The organism is Bradyrhizobium pachyrhizi (assembly GCF_001189245.1).
In the GTDB taxonomy this organism is placed as follows: domain Bacteria; phylum Pseudomonadota; class Alphaproteobacteria; order Rhizobiales; family Xanthobacteraceae; genus Bradyrhizobium; species Bradyrhizobium pachyrhizi.
Map to the genome: position 1 here is coordinate 17,567 of NZ_LFIQ01000065.1, position 15,389 is coordinate 32,955.

General features: G+C 64.8%; 15 protein-coding genes and 1 pseudogene. 7 read left to right on the forward strand and 9 right to left on the reverse strand.

Annotation, left to right across the window (positions count from 1 at the left end):
• Positions 1-1,537 (reverse strand): annotated as a pseudogene (locus AKL29_RS13445) (peptidylprolyl isomerase); the annotation flags it as partial.
• A gap of 241 nt (positions 1,538-1,778) precedes the next feature.
• On the opposite strand from AKL29_RS13445, the gene tpiA reads away from it, so the two are divergent.
• The gene (tpiA, locus tag AKL29_RS13450) at positions 1,779-2,531 is read left to right on the forward strand and encodes a triose-phosphate isomerase (protein WP_028334045.1); all 753 of its coding nucleotides are present in this window, start codon (positions 1,779-1,781) and stop codon (positions 2,529-2,531) included.
• Between the two features lie 112 nt (positions 2,532-2,643).
• On the opposite strand, the gene AKL29_RS13455 is transcribed toward tpiA, so the two are convergent.
• Positions 2,644-3,174 carry a GNAT family N-acetyltransferase gene (locus tag AKL29_RS13455; RefSeq protein WP_028334046.1) on the reverse strand — a complete coding sequence of 177 codons (531 nt, stop codon included), beginning with the start codon at positions 3,172-3,174 and terminating at the stop codon, positions 2,644-2,646.
• Between the two features lie 3 nt (positions 3,175-3,177).
• Positions 3,178-3,744 (reverse strand): helix-turn-helix domain-containing protein, encoded by a 567-nt coding sequence (locus AKL29_RS13460; protein WP_028334047.1) that lies wholly within the window; start codon positions 3,742-3,744, stop codon positions 3,178-3,180.
• A 204-nt stretch (positions 3,745-3,948) separates the two neighbouring features.
• On the opposite strand from AKL29_RS13460, the gene secG reads away from it, so the two are divergent.
• Both secG and pyrG read left to right on the forward strand, forming a co-directional pair.
• Positions 3,949-4,338 (forward strand): preprotein translocase subunit SecG, encoded by a 390-nt coding sequence (gene secG, locus AKL29_RS13465; protein ID WP_028334048.1) that lies wholly within the window; start codon positions 3,949-3,951, stop codon positions 4,336-4,338.
• A gap of 167 nt (positions 4,339-4,505) precedes the next feature.
• On the forward strand, positions 4,506-6,137 hold the full coding sequence (gene pyrG, locus AKL29_RS13470) for a CTP synthase (RefSeq protein ID WP_028334049.1): 1,632 nt from the start codon (positions 4,506-4,508) through the stop codon (positions 6,135-6,137).
• Positions 6,138-6,160: 23 nt separating this feature from the next.
• Here pyrG and AKL29_RS13475 read toward each other — a convergent pair whose 3' ends face one another.
• The 3 genes from AKL29_RS13475 to AKL29_RS13485 form a co-directional block, all read right to left on the reverse strand.
• A complete protein-coding gene (locus AKL29_RS13475; protein ID WP_050384520.1) occupies positions 6,161-6,817 on the reverse strand; it encodes a class I SAM-dependent methyltransferase in 657 nt (218 codons plus the stop codon).
• 193 nt (positions 6,818-7,010) lie between these two features.
• The gene (locus AKL29_RS13480; protein ID WP_050384521.1) at positions 7,011-8,390 is read right to left on the reverse strand and encodes a sensor histidine kinase; all 1,380 of its coding nucleotides are present in this window, start codon (positions 8,388-8,390) and stop codon (positions 7,011-7,013) included.
• Complete coding sequence (locus AKL29_RS13485) at positions 8,387-9,061, reverse strand: response regulator transcription factor (protein ID WP_050384522.1); 675 nt, start codon at positions 9,059-9,061, stop codon at positions 8,387-8,389. The genes AKL29_RS13480 and AKL29_RS13485 overlap by 4 nt, the downstream gene beginning before the upstream one ends.
• A gap of 169 nt (positions 9,062-9,230) precedes the next feature.
• On the opposite strand from AKL29_RS13485, the gene AKL29_RS13490 reads away from it, so the two are divergent.
• Positions 9,231-9,557, forward strand: coding sequence for an NIPSNAP family protein (locus tag AKL29_RS13490; RefSeq protein WP_028334053.1), 327 nt, complete (start codon positions 9,231-9,233; stop codon positions 9,555-9,557).
• 58 nt (positions 9,558-9,615) lie between these two features.
• Here the strand turns inward: AKL29_RS13490 and AKL29_RS13495 are convergent, their stop codons facing one another.
• The gene (locus AKL29_RS13495) at positions 9,616-9,951 is read right to left on the reverse strand and encodes a PAAR domain-containing protein (protein WP_050384523.1); all 336 of its coding nucleotides are present in this window, start codon (positions 9,949-9,951) and stop codon (positions 9,616-9,618) included.
• 165 nt (positions 9,952-10,116) lie between these two features.
• Between AKL29_RS13495 and kdsA the strand changes: the two genes are divergently transcribed.
• The 3 genes from kdsA (at position 10,117) to AKL29_RS13510 (ending at position 13,725) form a co-directional block, all read left to right on the forward strand.
• Positions 10,117-10,974, forward strand: a complete 858-nt coding sequence (gene kdsA / locus AKL29_RS13500) for a 3-deoxy-8-phosphooctulonate synthase (protein ID WP_050384524.1) — start codon at positions 10,117-10,119, stop codon at positions 10,972-10,974.
• A gap of 15 nt (positions 10,975-10,989) precedes the next feature.
• The gene (locus tag AKL29_RS13505; RefSeq protein ID WP_028334056.1) at positions 10,990-12,198 is read left to right on the forward strand and encodes an MFS transporter; all 1,209 of its coding nucleotides are present in this window, start codon (positions 10,990-10,992) and stop codon (positions 12,196-12,198) included.
• A gap of 222 nt (positions 12,199-12,420) precedes the next feature.
• Positions 12,421-13,725, forward strand: coding sequence for an adenylate/guanylate cyclase domain-containing protein (locus AKL29_RS13510; RefSeq protein ID WP_050384525.1), 1,305 nt, complete (start codon positions 12,421-12,423; stop codon positions 13,723-13,725).
• Positions 13,726-13,755: 30 nt separating this feature from the next.
• Here the strand turns inward: AKL29_RS13510 and queF are convergent, their stop codons facing one another.
• Together queF and AKL29_RS13520 are read right to left on the reverse strand one after the other, a co-directional pair.
• A complete protein-coding gene (queF, locus tag AKL29_RS13515; protein WP_152977577.1) occupies positions 13,756-14,217 on the reverse strand; it encodes a preQ(1) synthase in 462 nt (153 codons plus the stop codon).
• 70 nt (positions 14,218-14,287) lie between these two features.
• Entirely contained in the window at positions 14,288-15,280 is a 993-nt protein-coding gene (locus AKL29_RS13520) for a Vgb family protein (RefSeq protein ID WP_050384527.1), read from the reverse strand.
• Positions 15,281-15,389 lie beyond the last annotated feature (109 nt).

Sequence of the window (15,389 nt, forward strand, 5' to 3'; positions counted from 1 at the left end):
CGCTGTCGAGCTTCTGGACGATCTCGGTCGCCTTGGCGCGCAGCTTGGTGGAGATCTGGTCTTCGCGCCACTTGGCCTCGACCTGATCGCGAACCTCGTCGAGGCTGCGCTCACGCGACGGCGTGATGCCGAGCACGTCGTACCAGACATAGCCGCCGTTGAACTGGATCGGGTCGTTGTCGACGCCGACGTCGCTGCTGAAGGCCTGCGATACCACATCGAGACCGCGCGGGATGTTGGTCGCGACCTGGCCGTTCGGCAGCCGCCCGGAGCGATCGACCGCGTCGATGGTGACGGGCGTCAGCTTCAGCTTCTGTGCGGCTTCGACGACGCTGGCGCCGCCGCCGCGCTCGTCTTCCATCTTGTCGCGCAGGTCGGCGACCTTGGTGCGGGCGCGCTCGGAGGCGATCTCGTTCTTCACCTGCTGGGCGAGGCTCTCATAGCTCGGGGTCGCGCCGGGCTCGACCTTGCCGACCTTGACCAGCGCGACGCCGAAGCGGCCCTGCACCGGCTGGCTGACTTCGCCGGCGGGCAGGGAGAAGGCGGCATCGGCGACAGCCGGATCGAGGATCGCCGACTTCGCGACCAGGCCGAGATTGACGTCGGCCAGATTGAGGTTGCGCTCCTTGGCGATGTCGTCGAACGACGTGCCCGACGCGATCCGCCCGCGCGCGGCCTGCGCCTCGCCGGCGTCCGGAAACACGATCTGCGAGACCTCGCGCTTCTCCGGCGTGCTGAGCCGGTCCTTGCGCTCCTCGAAGATCTTCCTGGCGTCCTCGTCCGACACCGTTTCCCACTTGCCGATCTCCTCAAGCGTGATGGCGACGAAGGAGATCTTGCGGTATTCGGGCGCGCGGAACTGGGCCTTGTGGTCCTCGAAATAGGCGGCGAGCGCCTCGGGCGAGGGCGGATCGATGGTGCCGGCCTGCGCGGCGCCGAGCGTGATGTAGTCGATCGAACGCTGCTCGTTCTGGAACCGGGTCAGCGCCTCGACCAGCGATTTCGGCGGCTCGATCCCGGACGAGATGGTGCCGGCGATCTGCCGCCTGAGGCCAACGCGGCGCTGCTCGGCGATGTAGCGGCCTTCGGTATAGCCATAGTTGCGGATCACGGCCTGGAAACGCTGTGGGTCGAACTGGTTGTTGAGGCCCTTGAAGTTCGGATCGTTGTAGATCGCGCGCAGCACCTCGGCGTCGGATACATTGAGGCCCATGCGGCGCGCTTCCTCGTCCATCGCGGCTTCCGCAAGCGTCTGCTGCAGCACCTGGCGGTCGATGCCGAAGGCGCGCGCCTGGTCCGGCGTCAGCGGACGGCCGAACTGGCGGCCTAGCTGCTGCAGGCGGTCGGTATAGATTTGGCGGAACTGCTCGGCCGAAATCTCGGTCCCGCCCACCTTGGCGAAGGTCGACTGGCCAAACCCCTTGAAAATGTCGGCAATGCCCCAAATTCCGAAACTGACGATCAAAACGCCCATCACCACGGCCATAATCGTCTTGCCGAGCCAGTTTGATGAGGCTTTCCGCATTCCTCGAAGCATGGGTCCAACTTGTTTTACAGGAGGGGAACCGGGTCGTGCCCAATGGGGAGCTGAAAGTCGAGGCTTTTGTCCCGCAGCAGGGCGTCACCGGATTGAAAACCCATCATAAAGTGGCCGAAGCGCCCCCGCAACCTTGGCCGCGCGGGTGGAAGCGTCGCACGGTGTGCGCGAAGCCGCGCTCTGGAAGTCGCCGCCCGGCTCTGGTAGCGCAGGGACACGCTTGAACGATGGGAAATCCGACATGACCGACGCCATCCGGCCGCTGATCGCCGGCAACTGGAAAATGAACGGCCTGAAATCCTCTTTTGTCGAGTTCGACGCGATGCTGGCGGGCGCCGGCGATGTCGCCGGAAAGGCCGATCTCCTGGTCTGTCCGCCGGCGACGCTGGTCGGGGCCTTTGCCGACAAGGCGCGCGGCTCGAAGGTCGCGGTCGGCGCCCAGGATTGCCATCCCAAGGCATCGGGTGCCCACACCGGCGATCTCTCGGCGGAGATGTTCAGGGATCTCGGCGCGGTCGCGATCATCGTCGGCCATTCCGAGCGGCGCGCCGACCACGGCGAGACCGACGCCTTGATTCGGCAGAAGGCGGAGGCCGTGTGGCGCGCCGGGCTGACCGCGATCGTCTGCATCGGCGAGACACGCGAGCAGCGCGACGCCGGCAAGACGCTCGATGTCTGCGGCACCCAGCTTGCGGGCTCGCTGCCCGACGGCTCGACCGCGGCCAACCTGGTGGTGGCCTATGAGCCGGTCTGGGCGATCGGCACCGGCCTGACCCCGACGGCCAAGGATGTCGAGGAAGTTCACAGGTTTATCCGAGGTCAGCTGACCGATCGCTTCAAGGACGAGGGCAACAGGATCAGGATCCTCTACGGCGGCTCGGTCAAGCCGTCGAACGCGGCCGAGCTGATGGCCGTGGCCAATGTCAACGGCGCACTGGTCGGGGGCGCCAGCCTGAAGGCGTCGGACTTCCTCGCGATCGCCGCGGGGTGTTAGGCGGTCGGCGTTCTATCCACGTCACTGCGCGCGAAGCGAAGCAATCCATGGCTCCGCATCTGCAGAACTATGGATTGCTTCGTCGCTTCGCTCTTCGCGATGACGGTTCGGGCTAGACCTCCGCCGCGCCGATCCGCTTCCAGTAGATCATCGTCCCGGTGAGGCCGCCATGCGGCTTCAGCGCGTAGTCCGGGATGATGCCGGTGAGCTGAAATCCCAGTCTTTCATAGAGTGGCGCAGCGCCATCCTCTTCGGCGGTGTCGAGCACCAGCAGTGTGCGGCCGTGCGCGATCGCAAGCTGCTCGGCCGCACGCATCAATTCCGTCGCGACGCCGCGATGGCGGTGGGCGACGCGCGTCATCATTTTTGCAATTTCCGCCCGATGCGGCTGGTTCGGCGGCAGTTTGAGCAGCAGCGTCACGGTGCCGATCAGATCACTGCCGGTGAATGCGCCGAGCACAATGCGCTCGCCGCGCGCGGCGGCGCCGAGCGAGTCCTGCCAGAATGCATCGGCGTCATCCGGCGACAGCGGATGCATGAAGCTCACCGAGCCGCCGCCGGCGACGGTCTCGACCAACAGCTCGCCAAGCGCGCTGCGAATTCCAGGCGCATCCTCGAGCGGCTTGATGGCAAAGTGCGACATGCATCAGCTCCGGGCCAGGGTGACCACATAGGTGCAGGAGGCGTTGGTCTCGTTGGCGAAGGTCGTCTCCGCCGGCGGTCCGAATCCGAGGCAATCGCCGGCGGCGAGCACGTGGCGTGCGCCGCCTTCGGTGATGACGAGGCTGCCGCTGAGCACCCAGACCAGTTGGCGGATATGCGCGTAGGAGGAGGCGGGCAGGGTCACGGTCTGCTTCGGCGGCAGCTCGACCCTCACCAGCTCGACCGGATGGTCGGGACGGCTGAACACTTGGCGGCGCAGATAGCCGGTTTCCGGATCGCGCCAGACCGGTTGCGCGGCGGCGCGCGACAGCCGTTCGCCCTGGCCTTCGGCGCGCAACATCAGGCCGGCCAGGGTAAGATCGAACGCCGAGGCGAGGCGCACCAGCACGACCGCGGTGGGGCTGACCTCGGCGCGCTCGATCTTGCTGATCGTGGCCTTCGAGACGCCGGCGCGTTCGGCGAGATCGGCCAACGACCACCCCCGGCCATCGCGCTCGAGCCTGATCCGCTGCGCCAGGCGTTGGCTCAGGTCGTCTACCAAAGTATCCATTTGTCTACTATAGTAGAAATTACCAATTCCCGGCAAGGCCTGGCCGGGCCGCGATCGGCGCTGCTTGTGATCACCGACAGTGCGACTATCTCGGGGGTGACAATGCCCGGTGCAATCGTGTAACAGGGCGCGACTTCACGAAAACCGTAAAGCCGATAGCGCCGTTTGTCTGGCCGCTTGGCGGCTTGTGACGGAAGGCTTGCGATGCAGACTGTCGTTATCATTGTTCACCTCATGATTGTCGCCGTCATGATCGGCGCCGTGCTGTTGCAGAAATCCGAAGGCGGTGGCCTTGGCATGGGTGGCGGCGCCGGCTTCATGTCGAGCCGCGGCACCGCCAATTTGCTGACGCGGACCACGGCGATCCTCGCGGTGGGCTTCTTCATCACCAGCCTGTTCCTGTCCTGGTACGCGGGCTACGACCGCAAGCCGAGCTCGATCGTCGGCACCGGCGCACCGGCGCAGACGCAGCCGGCCGGCGGCACGCCGATGAACGCGCCGACCTCGGGTGGCATCCTCGATTCGCTGAAGAAGGCCGACGAGCAGCAGGGGCAGCAGGCCCCGAGCGGCCCGCAGGCGCCACGGTCGCAATAAAGCAGGGTGGCCATGCAGGATGCCCCGCTGGCATCCTGCATCAGAAACCCCCATCAATGCTTTGAAATCGCTTCCAGTTTGATGCAACCCACAGCCCGGCGAATTGTTTGCCGGGAACAGCCGATTCGTTTTGCGAATCGCCGGAGTCGGATTAAAGGTAAAGTCCCATGGCGCGGTACATATTCATCACCGGCGGCGTGGTCTCCTCGCTCGGCAAGGGTCTGGCTTCAGCGGCGCTCGGCGCTTTGCTGCAGGCCAGGGGCTACAAAGTCCGCCTTCGCAAGCTCGATCCCTATCTCAACCTCGATCCCGGAACGATGTCGCCGTATCAGCACGGCGAAGTGTTCGTGACCGACGACGGCGCCGAGACCGATCTCGATCTCGGCCATTACGAGCGTTTCACCGGTCGTCCGGCCACCAAGGCCGACAACATCACGACCGGGCGAATCTACCAGGACATCATCACCAAGGAGCGCCGCGGCGATTATCTCGGCGCCACCATCCAGGTGGTCCCGCACGTCACCAACGCGATCAAGGAATTCGTGCTGTCGGGTAACGACGAGTTCGATTTCGTGCTGGTCGAGATCGGCGGCACCGTCGGCGACATCGAGGGCCTGCCGTTCTTCGAGGCGATCCGCCAGCTCAAGAACGAGCTGCCGCGCGATCACGCGGTCTACATTCACCTGACGCTTCTGCCGTACATTCCAAGTGCCGGCGAACTCAAGACAAAGCCGACGCAGCACTCGGTGAAGGAGCTGCGCTCGATCGGCATCCAGCCGGACATCCTGCTGTGCCGCACCGACCGCGAGATCCCCAAGGAGGAGCGGCGCAAGCTCGGCCTGTTCTGCAACGTGCGCGAGAGCGCGGTGATCGAGGCGCGCGACGTCGACAACATCTACGCCGTGCCGGAGGCCTATCACGCCGCCGGCCTCGACGACGAGGTGCTGGCCGCGTTCGGCATCACCGCGAAGATTCCGCCGGCGCTGCAGAGCTGGAACGTCATCAACGAGCGCGTCCGCAATCCGGAAGGCGCGGTGACGATCGCCATCGTCGGCAAGTACACCGGCATGAAGGACGCCTACAAATCGCTGATCGAGGCGCTCTCGCACGGCGGCATCGCCAACAAGGTGAAGGTCAATCTCGACTGGATCGAGAGCGAGGTGTTCGAGAACGAGGACCCGGCGCCGTTCCTCGAGCACGTCAACGGCATCCTGGTGCCCGGCGGTTTCGGCCAGCGCGGCGCCGAGGGCAAGATCCGCGCGGCGCAGTTCGCGCGCGAGCGTGACGTGCCGTATTTCGGCATCTGCTTCGGCATGCAGATGGCGGTGATCGAGGCGGCGCGCAATCTGGTCGGCATCGAGGACGCCAACTCGACCGAGTTCGGCCCGACCAAGGAGCCGCTGGTCGGCCTGATGACCGAATGGCTGCGCGGCAACGAGCTCGAGAAGCGCTCGCAGAGCGGCGATCTCGGCGGCACGATGCGGCTCGGGGCCTATCCCGCGGCGCTCAACCGCGGCAGCCGCGTCTCGCAGGTCTATGGCGGCGCGACCGAGATCTCCGAGCGGCACCGCCATCGCTACGAGGTCAACACCGCCTACAAGGACCGCCTCGAGCAGCACGGCCTGCGCTTCTCCGGCATGTCACCCGACGGCGTGCTGCCGGAGATCGTGGAGTACGAGGACCATCCCTGGTTCATCGGCGTCCAGTTCCATCCCGAGCTGAAGTCGCGGCCCTTTGAACCGCATCCCCTCTTCGCGTCGTTCATCGAGGCGGCAGCGAAGCAGAGCCGGCTGGTCTAACCAAGCGGCTGTCAGCTGCGCCGTTACACGGCGCAGTCCTCGCTGGCCCGGCGTTCTTTCTTGATCGGTGAAACACCAGCCGCCGGCGTGCCGTCGCGCGTCATCAGCTTGTATTGCGGGCGTCGCGTCAGCCGGTAGACCGCGGCCGGCGGCACGTTGAGGATGGCGCGGTCGACCAGTGTGGCGCGCAGGCCGAGCCGGTCGAGGATCGGCCGCCGCACCGGGCAGCGCATGCCGTAGGTGAATTGATAGAACGCGCCGCCGGGACGCAGATAGCTGAACGCGCCGCCGACGATCGAGATGACCTTGCGCGGCGACATGTTGAGCAGCGGCAGTCCGCTGACGACGGCGCCGACCGGCGCGCCCTCATAGAGCCGCTCCGAGGCGAGGCGCGCCGCGTCCATCCACAGCACGCGCGCACCGGGGAAACGGAGCTGCAACAGCCGCATGAAATCAGAACCATATTCGATCAGCGTGAGATCCTGCTGCTGCACACCGCGCTTCAGCAGCTGATAGGTGAAGGCACCGGTGCCTGGACCGAGCTCGAGCACCGGACCGGTGTTGGCGCTGATGTCGCGCGTGATCAGTTCGGCGAGCGCGGCGCCCGACGGCGCGATGGCGCCGACGCGGCCCGGGGCCGCCATCCACGCCGTGAAGAAAGACAGCAGATCATGTGACATTGGGATTCCCAGCAAAGTGTCGCGGCACTTCGACTCAGATGCGAAGCGTGATGCCTTGTTTGCAGGAGCTGCATTGCGACAACATTGCGCGAGAGCCCCGTTCCAATTGGATCGGAACAGGGCTCTCGACTCTAGCTTCGACGCGTTTCCTTCACGCGAACCGGTGCCCACTTCGCTCGAAAACGCTCTGGGATCACGACGCGAACGGCGCCGGCGGTAATGTGAGGCGGAAGCACGCGCCGCCCTTCGGGCCTTCGAGCACGGAGACGTGACCGCCGTGCAGCCTTGCGATCTCGCGCACCATGTTGAGGCCGAGGCCGGCGCCGCGATCGAGCGGCGCGAGCCGATAGAACGGGTCGAAGATCCGGGTGCGCTGATCCTGGGGAATGCCGTCGCCTTCATCCGATACGTCGATCGTGGCGGCGCTGCCGACATGGACGGTGATGGTGCCGCGGCGGCCGCCATGCTGGATGGCGTTCTGCACCAGATTGGTGAGCGCGCGCTCCAGCGCGGCGCGGTCGCCCAAGGTTTCGACCCGATCGATTGCGGTATCGAGCGACAGCTCGTAGCCGGCCGCGATCGCGAGCGGCGCGAGGTCGGCCGCGACATTGCGTGCGACCGCGACGAGATCGACGCGGACGAACGGATTGCGGCACTGATCGAAGCGCTGGATGTCGAGCAGTTGCTCGGCCAATGTCGCAAGCCGCGCCGAGTCCTCGAGCAGGCGGGTTTTCTCCGGGCCTGGCGGCAGCGACTCCAGCCGCGTGTTGAGGATCGCGATCGGTGTGCGCAATTCATGCGCCGCGTCGGCGACGAAGCGCTGGTGTCGGGAATAGCCGTCGTCGAGCCGCGTCAGCGCATCGTTGATGGCGGTCACCAGCGGCGCCACCTCGAGCGGCAGATGGTCCGCCGACAGCCGGCTGCCGCGCTGGCGGAAATCGATCCGGCGCGCTTCGTCGGCGGTGGTATCGAGACCGGCGAAGGCGCGCTTCACCACCATCGGCGTCGCGATGAAGGTGGCGCATGCCATCAGGAAAAGGCCGGGCAGGGCAATGGCGAGGAATGCCAGCGTCGTGGCGAGCGCGGTCTTGACGCTCGACATTGGCCCTTGCGTCGCTGTGAGCACCTGCACGGGGCCGGCGTCGGAATTGACGCGCTTCAGCCGCGCCGGCGGCTTGCGCGGATCATCCTCGAACATCTGCCAGCCGAGTCGCGCCTGGCTGATCTGGTCGAGTGCGTCACCAATCCTGGCAAATTCCGGCGGCACCGCGCCTTCCGTCAGCGAACGGCCTTGCCGGTCGCGCACCAGGAACCAGAGGTCGGGCGTGTCGTCACGAAGCTTTTGCAGTTCGGCCGTCGGGCGCAAGATCAGGTCGCCTTTGCCATCGCGTGCGACCGCGCCCTGCACGATGGAAATGACATGATCCTCATCGCGCGGAACGATCAGGAAGCCGGTGGCACACAATGCGCTGATCAGGCAAACGATCAGCATGGCAAGCAGCAGCGCCTGTAGCGTCACCAGCCGCCAGCTCAGTTGCGAGCGCAGGCAATAGTGCTCGGCCTGTTCGCTCATGACGTTTGCTTCAAGAGATAGCCGACGCCGCGGATGCTGTGGATCTCGACGCCGGTGTTGGCGTCGGCAAGCTTGCGCCTGAGACGCGAGACGTGCGCATCGAGCGCGTTGGACTGGATCTCGTCCTCGAAATTGTAGACGGCTTCCTCCAGCGTCGCGCGCAGCACGGTGCGGCCCATGCGGCGCAGCAGCGTCTCCAGCACCAGCAGCTCGCGCCGCGGCAGGTCGAGCGGACGGCCGTCGACACTGGCCTCGCGATGGCTGCAATCGAACGCCACGCGGCCGGCCCTGATGATCTCGAGCTGCAGGCCGGCCGGACGGCGCAGCACGGCGCGCAGCCGCGCCATCAGCTCCTCGACCGCGAACGGCTTGGCCAGATAGTCGTCGGCGCCGCTGTCGAGGCCGGTGATGCGGTCGGTGAGATCGCCGCGCGCGGTCAGCACGATGATCGGGACGCCGTCGGCCTTGGCGCGCAGCTTCGGGATCAGCGTGAGGCCGTCGCCGTCCGGAAGCTGGCGGTCGAGCAGGACCGCGCCATGCACGTCGGCACAGATCGCTTCCTCGGCCTCGGCAAGGTTCGGCACGTGGTCGACCACCATGTCGTAGCCCTTCAGCGCCTGCGACAGCGCCGCCGCCATTTCGGCCTCGTCCTCAACCAGCAGTATCCGCATGTCCTTGTGGGTCCAGCTCCTGAAGGCAGGTTTTACGGCAAGTAACATTGCAACAACATTGCGGAAATGGCCGCCTGTCGCGAGCAGGGGTGCCATGTTGTCACCCCCTCAAGACAGTCCGGAAGGCGCTGGCTATAACCGCCCGCACACGAATCTGGGAGGACTGCCAATGATCTACGAGACCCGCGTCTATCGCTGCCTGCCGGGACGGCTGCCGGCGCTGCTCAAGCGCTTCGAGACCATCACGCTGAAGCTCTGGGACAAGCACGGCATCAGGCAGGCCGGCTTCTTCACGACGCTGGTCGGGGAATCCAACCAGGATCTGACCTATCTGCTGGCCTGGGAGTCGCTCGCCGAGCGCGAGAAGAAATGGACCGCGTTCCAGACCGATCCGGAATGGATCGCCGCGCGCGCCAAGACCGAGGAGGACGGCCAGATCGTTCTCACCATCGAAAACCAGCTTCTGGTGCCGACGGCGTTTTCGTCGGTCAAGTGACGCGGGTGCCGCTTAGGGGCGCGATGACGAGGCCTCGTCGCGCCCGATCACCGGACAGTTATTGCGGGCAGCCCGAGGTCTGATCGCCCTGGGTCACCATCGGCTTGCCGTTGATGAAGACGCCGTGGCTGCCGGAGGTCGTCTTGCCGCCGCAATGCGTGCGATCGCCCATGACCACCGCCGGCTTGCCGTTGATCAGGACATTGGGCACGCCCTCGACGAGCGGGCCGCCATTGCTGGTGGTATCGCCGCTGCGCGCCGCCGGCTTGCCATTGACGGTGACGCCGGTGGCTCCGCTGGTGACGACCCCGGGCTGGCTGCTGGACTGGCCATAAGCGAGGCCCGACATCACCGACAGGGCGGCGACGGCTCCGATCATCAGCGGGATGCGCATGTCTTCCTCATGGGAATCTGTTCCGCGCCAGTTTATAGGCGCTGTTTGGGCGGGATTGTGTTAGCACGGCGCACCCACGGCGTCAGCGCAACCCCCTCATCGTGCGGGATGGCTTGATCCGTCCCGCCCGGGACTGCATGGTCGCCGGCAAAAGGATGCAGCATTTTGACCAATCAGGTTTCCGCGCAAGGCGCCGCGCCGATCGTTGCCGTCGGATCGGCCAAATTCGGCAATGCCTTGCCCATTTCGATCATCGCCGGCCCCTGCCAGCTCGAGAGCCGCGCGCATGCGCTTGAAGTGGCGTCCGCGCTGAAGGAGATCGCGGCCAGGCTCAAGATCGGTCTGGTGTACAAGACCTCGTTCGACAAGGCGAACCGCACCAGCGCGACGGCGGCACGCGGCATCGGATTGGCGCAGGCGCTGCCGATCTTCGCCGAGATCCGGTCTTCGCTCGGGCTGCCTGTGCTCACCGACGTGCATGAGGCGACCCAGTGCGCCGAAGTGGCGCAGGCGGTCGATGTGCTGCAGATCCCGGCCTTCCTGTGCCGGCAGACCGATCTCTTGCTGGCCGCGGCCGCGACCGGCAAGGTCGTCAATGTCAAGAAGGGCCAGTTCCTGGCGCCGTGGGACATGGCCAATGTGGTCAGCAAGATCACCGGCGCCGGCAACGCCAATGTGCTGGTCACCGAGCGTGGCGCGTCGTTCGGCTACAACACGCTGGTCTCGGACATGCGCGCGCTGCCGATCCTGTCGCGCACCACCGGCGCGCCAGTGATCTTCGACGCCACCCATTCGGTGCAGCAGCCGGGCGGCAAGGGCACCTCGTCGGGCGGCGAGCGCGAATTCGTGCCGGTGCTGGCGCGGGCCGCGGTCGCGGTCGGCGTCGCCGGCGTGTTCATCGAGACTCACCCCGATCCGGACCACGCGCCGTCCGACGGCCCCAACATGGTGCCGCTCCGTGAATTCGAGTCCCTCGTCAAGCGGCTGATGCAGTTCGACGCGCTGGCGAAGACGGCAGCCTGACCGGCGGACAACGACATGACCGCAACCAGCGGCATGCCGCCGGCCCTCAACGTGATCACGCTGGCGACCTTCGCCGCGAGCCTGTCGGTGCGCGCGCTCGATCCGGTGCTGCCGCATGTCGCGGATGATTTCGGCGTCAGCATCGCGACCGCCGCGAGCTTCGCCGCGGTGTTCGCCTTCACCTTTGCCGCGGTGCAGCCGGCGATCGGCGCCGCCGCCGATCTGTTCGGCAAGGCGCGGCTGATGACGATCTGCCTCGGACTGCTCGGCGTCGCCAACATCCTCGGTGCGCTCTCGACCTCATTCCCGATGCTGTTCGTGACCCGCATCCTCGCCGGCATCGGCTCGGGCGGCGTGTTTCCGGTGGCGCTGTCGCTGACCAGCGATCTGGTCGGTCCGGACAAGCGGCAGCTCGCGATCGGGCGAACGCTCGCGGGGTCGATGACCGGCAATCTGCTTGGCGCCACGGCCTCCGGCCTGATCGGCGACTTTCTCGGCTGGCGCGGCGTGCTCGCGGTGCTCGGCGGCCTCGTGATCATCGTCGCACTGGCGGTCGCGGCCGGCTTCCGCGGCGCCGCGCTGAACCGTCCGCCGCGCACCAGCCTGAAGGCGCTTCGCCACGGCTATCGCACCATCTTCACCAATCCGAACGCCCGCATCTGCTACTCGGCGGTCTTCATCGAAGGCTGCTGCGTGCTCGGGCTGTTTCCCTTCATCGCCTCGTTCCTGTTCGAGCTCGGTGAGACCTCGCTGTCGATCGCCGGCATCGTGATCGCGGGCTTTGCGATCGGCGGATTGCTCTACACGCTGACGGTGTCGCGCCTGCTGCCGTGGATCGGGGTGCGGGGCATGATGGTCGTCGGCGCAACGCTGGTCGCGATTCAATTGGTCGGCGTCGCCTTCGGACCGCACTGGAAGCTGCAGATGGCGGGCCTCCTGGTGATGGGCCTCGGCTTCTACATGATCCACGGCTGCCTGCAGGTGTTCGCCAGTGAGCTGTCGGTCGAGGCGCGCGCCACCGCGCTGTCGCTGCACTCGTTCTTCTTCTTCATGGGCCAGACCGTCGGCCCGATCGCCTATGGCTTCGGGCTGCAACACGTCGGCAAGACCGCGACGCTGGTCTCGGCCGCCGCCGTGATGGTGGTGCTCGGCTTCATCTGCGCGAGATTTCTGAAGCAGACCCGGCCGGCGGATGCCGCGGCGCGACCGGACGTCGAGTCTTAGCGAATCCTCTGGATCGGGCGGTTTCTGGAGCGAAGTGGAAATCGCGAGCCCGCCAATATCGACGGCATTTGCCCGATAGCTAACTTGATCCCAGGCTTGTTGTGCTGAGCCGCTTGCGTCATAGTTCCAAGGCGTTGGACATTGTTGACGATTGCCTGCCAGGGCGCATTCGGAATATCGGAGAAACAATTTTGTAGGCTTTTATTGATATTGCGAGGGAATATGGCGAGTTTTATCGCTGGTCGTTTCGCTCAAGCAGCCGTTTGGCTCGATTTGCGGTTCGATGATGGTGCGTTTGAGCTTGAATATCAGCGCGATCGTCAGGCGCGGACCGCCCGATTCACCGCAAATGCAATAGCTTTTAGTGCACTGCTCTGGGGCGCATTCGGCGTCTGGGATTCGGCCACGAATACCAACTCGGTCGAACTGACGCGCTTCCGGTTCATGGTAGCCATCCCTATCTTGCTGGGCTTTTTCGCTCTAACATTTACGCCTGCCTTTCGGCGCTGGCCAAATCTTTGCCTGCTTTTTTTCGTCGCCGCGGCAAGCTTGCTTGCGATCAAACAGCTTCTCGAGTACGGCGAGGGAAGTCCCTATTATCTGTCCTCAGGTTCGAGCGCGCTCAATTTCGCGTTGATCCTTGTCTTCTGTATTGGCTTGTTTCCGATAAGTGTCGGTTGGTCTTGTGCTGTTGGCGCGATAATCATTCTTGTCTACGGAGGCGGTGTTTCCGCATTCACGAAAATCGAGTTCGCCGAAGTTTCTTCTTACATTTTCAACCTGACTCTTATTTTTCTGATCCTCATCTTCACAAGTTATGGGCGCGAGCGCTTCGCGCGTGAGGAGTTTGCCCGGCACATTCTGCAGGAGAAGGAGCGCAATAAGCTCTCTAATTTCTTGTCCTCCTACATCCCCCTGAATTTTGTAGCTGATCAGGCCGATAGGAGTGCTGAAGCGTTTGGTGAAGTTACACTCCTCTTTTCGGACCTGGTTGGATTCACCACTCTGACGGAGCATCTTGCCCCCAAGCACGTCCTCGAAATCCTGGACATGATCTTTACCGAATTCGACGAAGCCGCTGACAAATATGGAGTCGAGAAGGTCAAGACAATCGGTGACGCCTACATGGCCATTGCCGGGAAATCAGCCAGCTCGGTGAACCATGCGAAGGCGATGGTCGAATTCGCCTTGCATACGATTGATATCGTGAGGCGCGTCGCAGAAAAGACCGGCTATCCGTTGCAAATTCGAGTTGGGATCCATACTGGATCTACGATTGGTGGCGTGATTGGGCGCCACAAGATGACCTACGACTATTGGGGACGCACTGTAAACCTGGCGAGTCGGCTTGAATCGCTTAGCGAGCCGAACCGCGTGCACATATCTGAAGCGACGTATTGGCGGGTGAGAGATTTCTTTAAGTTCGAAGAGCGCCAGGCGGTTGAGGTTAGGGGCTTTGGTTCAATGCGCAGCTTCTTCGTTTCTCCAAATGACGCATCTAAGAAAGACGGCGTCCTGCCCGACTAATTCGATGCGAGGGTGGGGGTAGCGCCCAACCTAACCCCTGCCGCGATACGTCGCGACGCCCTGATCGGGAACCCAGACGCCTTTCGGCAATCGTCCGGTCTGGAAGAACACGTCGATCGGGATGCCGCCGCGCGGATACCAGTAGCCGCCGATGCGCAGCCATTTCGGCTTGATCTCGCCGGCAATACGCTTGCCGATCGTGACCGTGCAATCCTCGTGGAACGCGCCGTGATTGCGGAAGCTTGCGGCGTAGAGTTTCAGCGATTTGGATTCCAGCAGCCACCGGCCGGGCACGTAGTCGATCACCAAATGGGCGAAATCCGGTTGGCCGGTGATCGGGCAAACCGAGGTGAATTCCGGGATGGCGAAGCGAACCAGGTAGTCGGTCCCTCCTTGCGGATTGGGGACGCGGTCGAGCACCGCCTTGTCCGGACTGTCCGGCCATGCGACGGCACGACCGAGTTGCAGGGTTTTCTTCGCCATGGGCCTCATCCTTATGGGAGGCCGAAATGGACGCAAGCCGGCCGGTTCGTCAACCGTCCGCGCGCGGGGACAGGGTGTGCTACGCGGGCGCGGCCGTCTGGATCAGGACCAGGCGATCCTGGCCGGACTCGCAACCCCAGATCTCGCCAGGCCGGCCGTCAAGCTGCCGGACATTCGCGCCCGGCCGATCGCTCGGGAACGCGTTGAAGTTTTCGCTCACCGGATCGAACCGCACGATGGCATTGGCCGAGAAGTCGGTGAGCCAGACCTTGTCCTTGTCATCGACATAGACGGCATAGCTGCGCGGGCTCTTGCCCGGCAGTTTCCAGGCTTTCCAGGAGCCGTCGGCGGGATCGTGCACGGACACGTTGCCGCTGTTCCATTCGCTGACCCAGATCCGCCCCCGGGAGTCCGACCAGACCCGCCGGGCCCCCTGGTGCGGTGTTGGCGGCTGGACCACGCTGGCATTGCCGGTCGCAAGGTCGATACGGGCGATGTGGCTGCCGGCGAGCGAGGCGTACCAGATGTCGCCGTCCGGCGTGACGGTGATGCCGTAGGGCCCGACGCCGCGGGGCGCCTCGAATACCTTCAGTTCGCCGGACTTCGGATCGAGCCGGCCGTAGAAGCCGGACAGGCCGGTGAACCAGTAGGTGCCGCGCTTGTCGAACACTCCGGTGTTGAGATTGGCGTAGGCGGCTTTGTCGGGCAGCGGGAATAGCGTCACCTTGTGATCGCCGGGGTCGACGCGGGCGATCGCATTCTGCCCGCCCTCGGTCACCCAGGGCGCGCCGTCGGGGCCGATCGTGACGCCGTGCGGGGAGGCGCGCTTCCCGAGGTCGACCAACCTGAACGAGCCGTCGCGCGGGTTCAGCCGCCCCAGCGTTCCGTTGCGCTGGCCGGTGAACCACACGCTGCCATCCGGGGCGGGCGTGACGTCGTGAGGGCCGGTGCCCTGGTCCAGGCTGAAATATCTTGTCCGGAACGGACCATCCTGTGCCGACGCGACCAGCGGCCGGGCGGTGATGGCCAAAATTGCGGCAGTCGTCGAGGCAAGAAACTGGCGGCGATTCATTGCGTTATCCCGGCTTCATGAAACAATGGGCCAGCACGCGCAGGTAACTCCTGAGTAGCATAAACCCACCACATTGCATCGTCAGATGGGCCGTGCAGGCGGACCGTTC

What these genes read in the sequence shown, in the direction of transcription:
- tpiA (WP_028334045.1), top strand. Translation starts at nt 1,779, where the DNA reads ATGACCGACGCCATCCGGCCGCTGATCGCCGGCAACTGGAAAATGAAC.
- AKL29_RS13455 (WP_028334046.1), bottom strand. Translation starts at nt 3,174, where the DNA reads ATGTCGCACTTTGCCATCAAGCCGCTCGAGGATGCGCCTGGAATTCGC.
- AKL29_RS13460 (WP_028334047.1), bottom strand. Translation starts at nt 3,744, where the DNA reads ATGGATACTTTGGTAGACGACCTGAGCCAACGCCTGGCGCAGCGGATC.
- secG (WP_028334048.1), top strand. Translation starts at nt 3,949, where the DNA reads ATGCAGACTGTCGTTATCATTGTTCACCTCATGATTGTCGCCGTCATG.
- pyrG (WP_028334049.1), top strand. Translation starts at nt 4,506, where the DNA reads ATGGCGCGGTACATATTCATCACCGGCGGCGTGGTCTCCTCGCTCGGC.
- AKL29_RS13475 (WP_050384520.1), bottom strand. Translation starts at nt 6,817, where the DNA reads ATGTCACATGATCTGCTGTCTTTCTTCACGGCGTGGATGGCGGCCCCG.
- AKL29_RS13480 (WP_050384521.1), bottom strand. Translation starts at nt 8,390, where the DNA reads ATGAGCGAACAGGCCGAGCACTATTGCCTGCGCTCGCAACTGAGCTGG.
- AKL29_RS13485 (WP_050384522.1), bottom strand. Translation starts at nt 9,061, where the DNA reads ATGCGGATACTGCTGGTTGAGGACGAGGCCGAAATGGCGGCGGCGCTG.
- AKL29_RS13490 (WP_028334053.1), top strand. Translation starts at nt 9,231, where the DNA reads ATGATCTACGAGACCCGCGTCTATCGCTGCCTGCCGGGACGGCTGCCG.
- AKL29_RS13495 (WP_050384523.1), bottom strand. Translation starts at nt 9,951, where the DNA reads ATGCGCATCCCGCTGATGATCGGAGCCGTCGCCGCCCTGTCGGTGATG.
- AKL29_RS13505 (WP_028334056.1), top strand. Translation starts at nt 10,990, where the DNA reads ATGACCGCAACCAGCGGCATGCCGCCGGCCCTCAACGTGATCACGCTG.
- AKL29_RS13510 (WP_050384525.1), top strand. Translation starts at nt 12,421, where the DNA reads ATGGCGAGTTTTATCGCTGGTCGTTTCGCTCAAGCAGCCGTTTGGCTC.
- queF (WP_152977577.1), bottom strand. Translation starts at nt 14,217, where the DNA reads ATGAGGCCCATGGCGAAGAAAACCCTGCAACTCGGTCGTGCCGTCGCA.
- AKL29_RS13520 (WP_050384527.1), bottom strand. Translation starts at nt 15,280, where the DNA reads ATGAATCGCCGCCAGTTTCTTGCCTCGACGACTGCCGCAATTTTGGCC.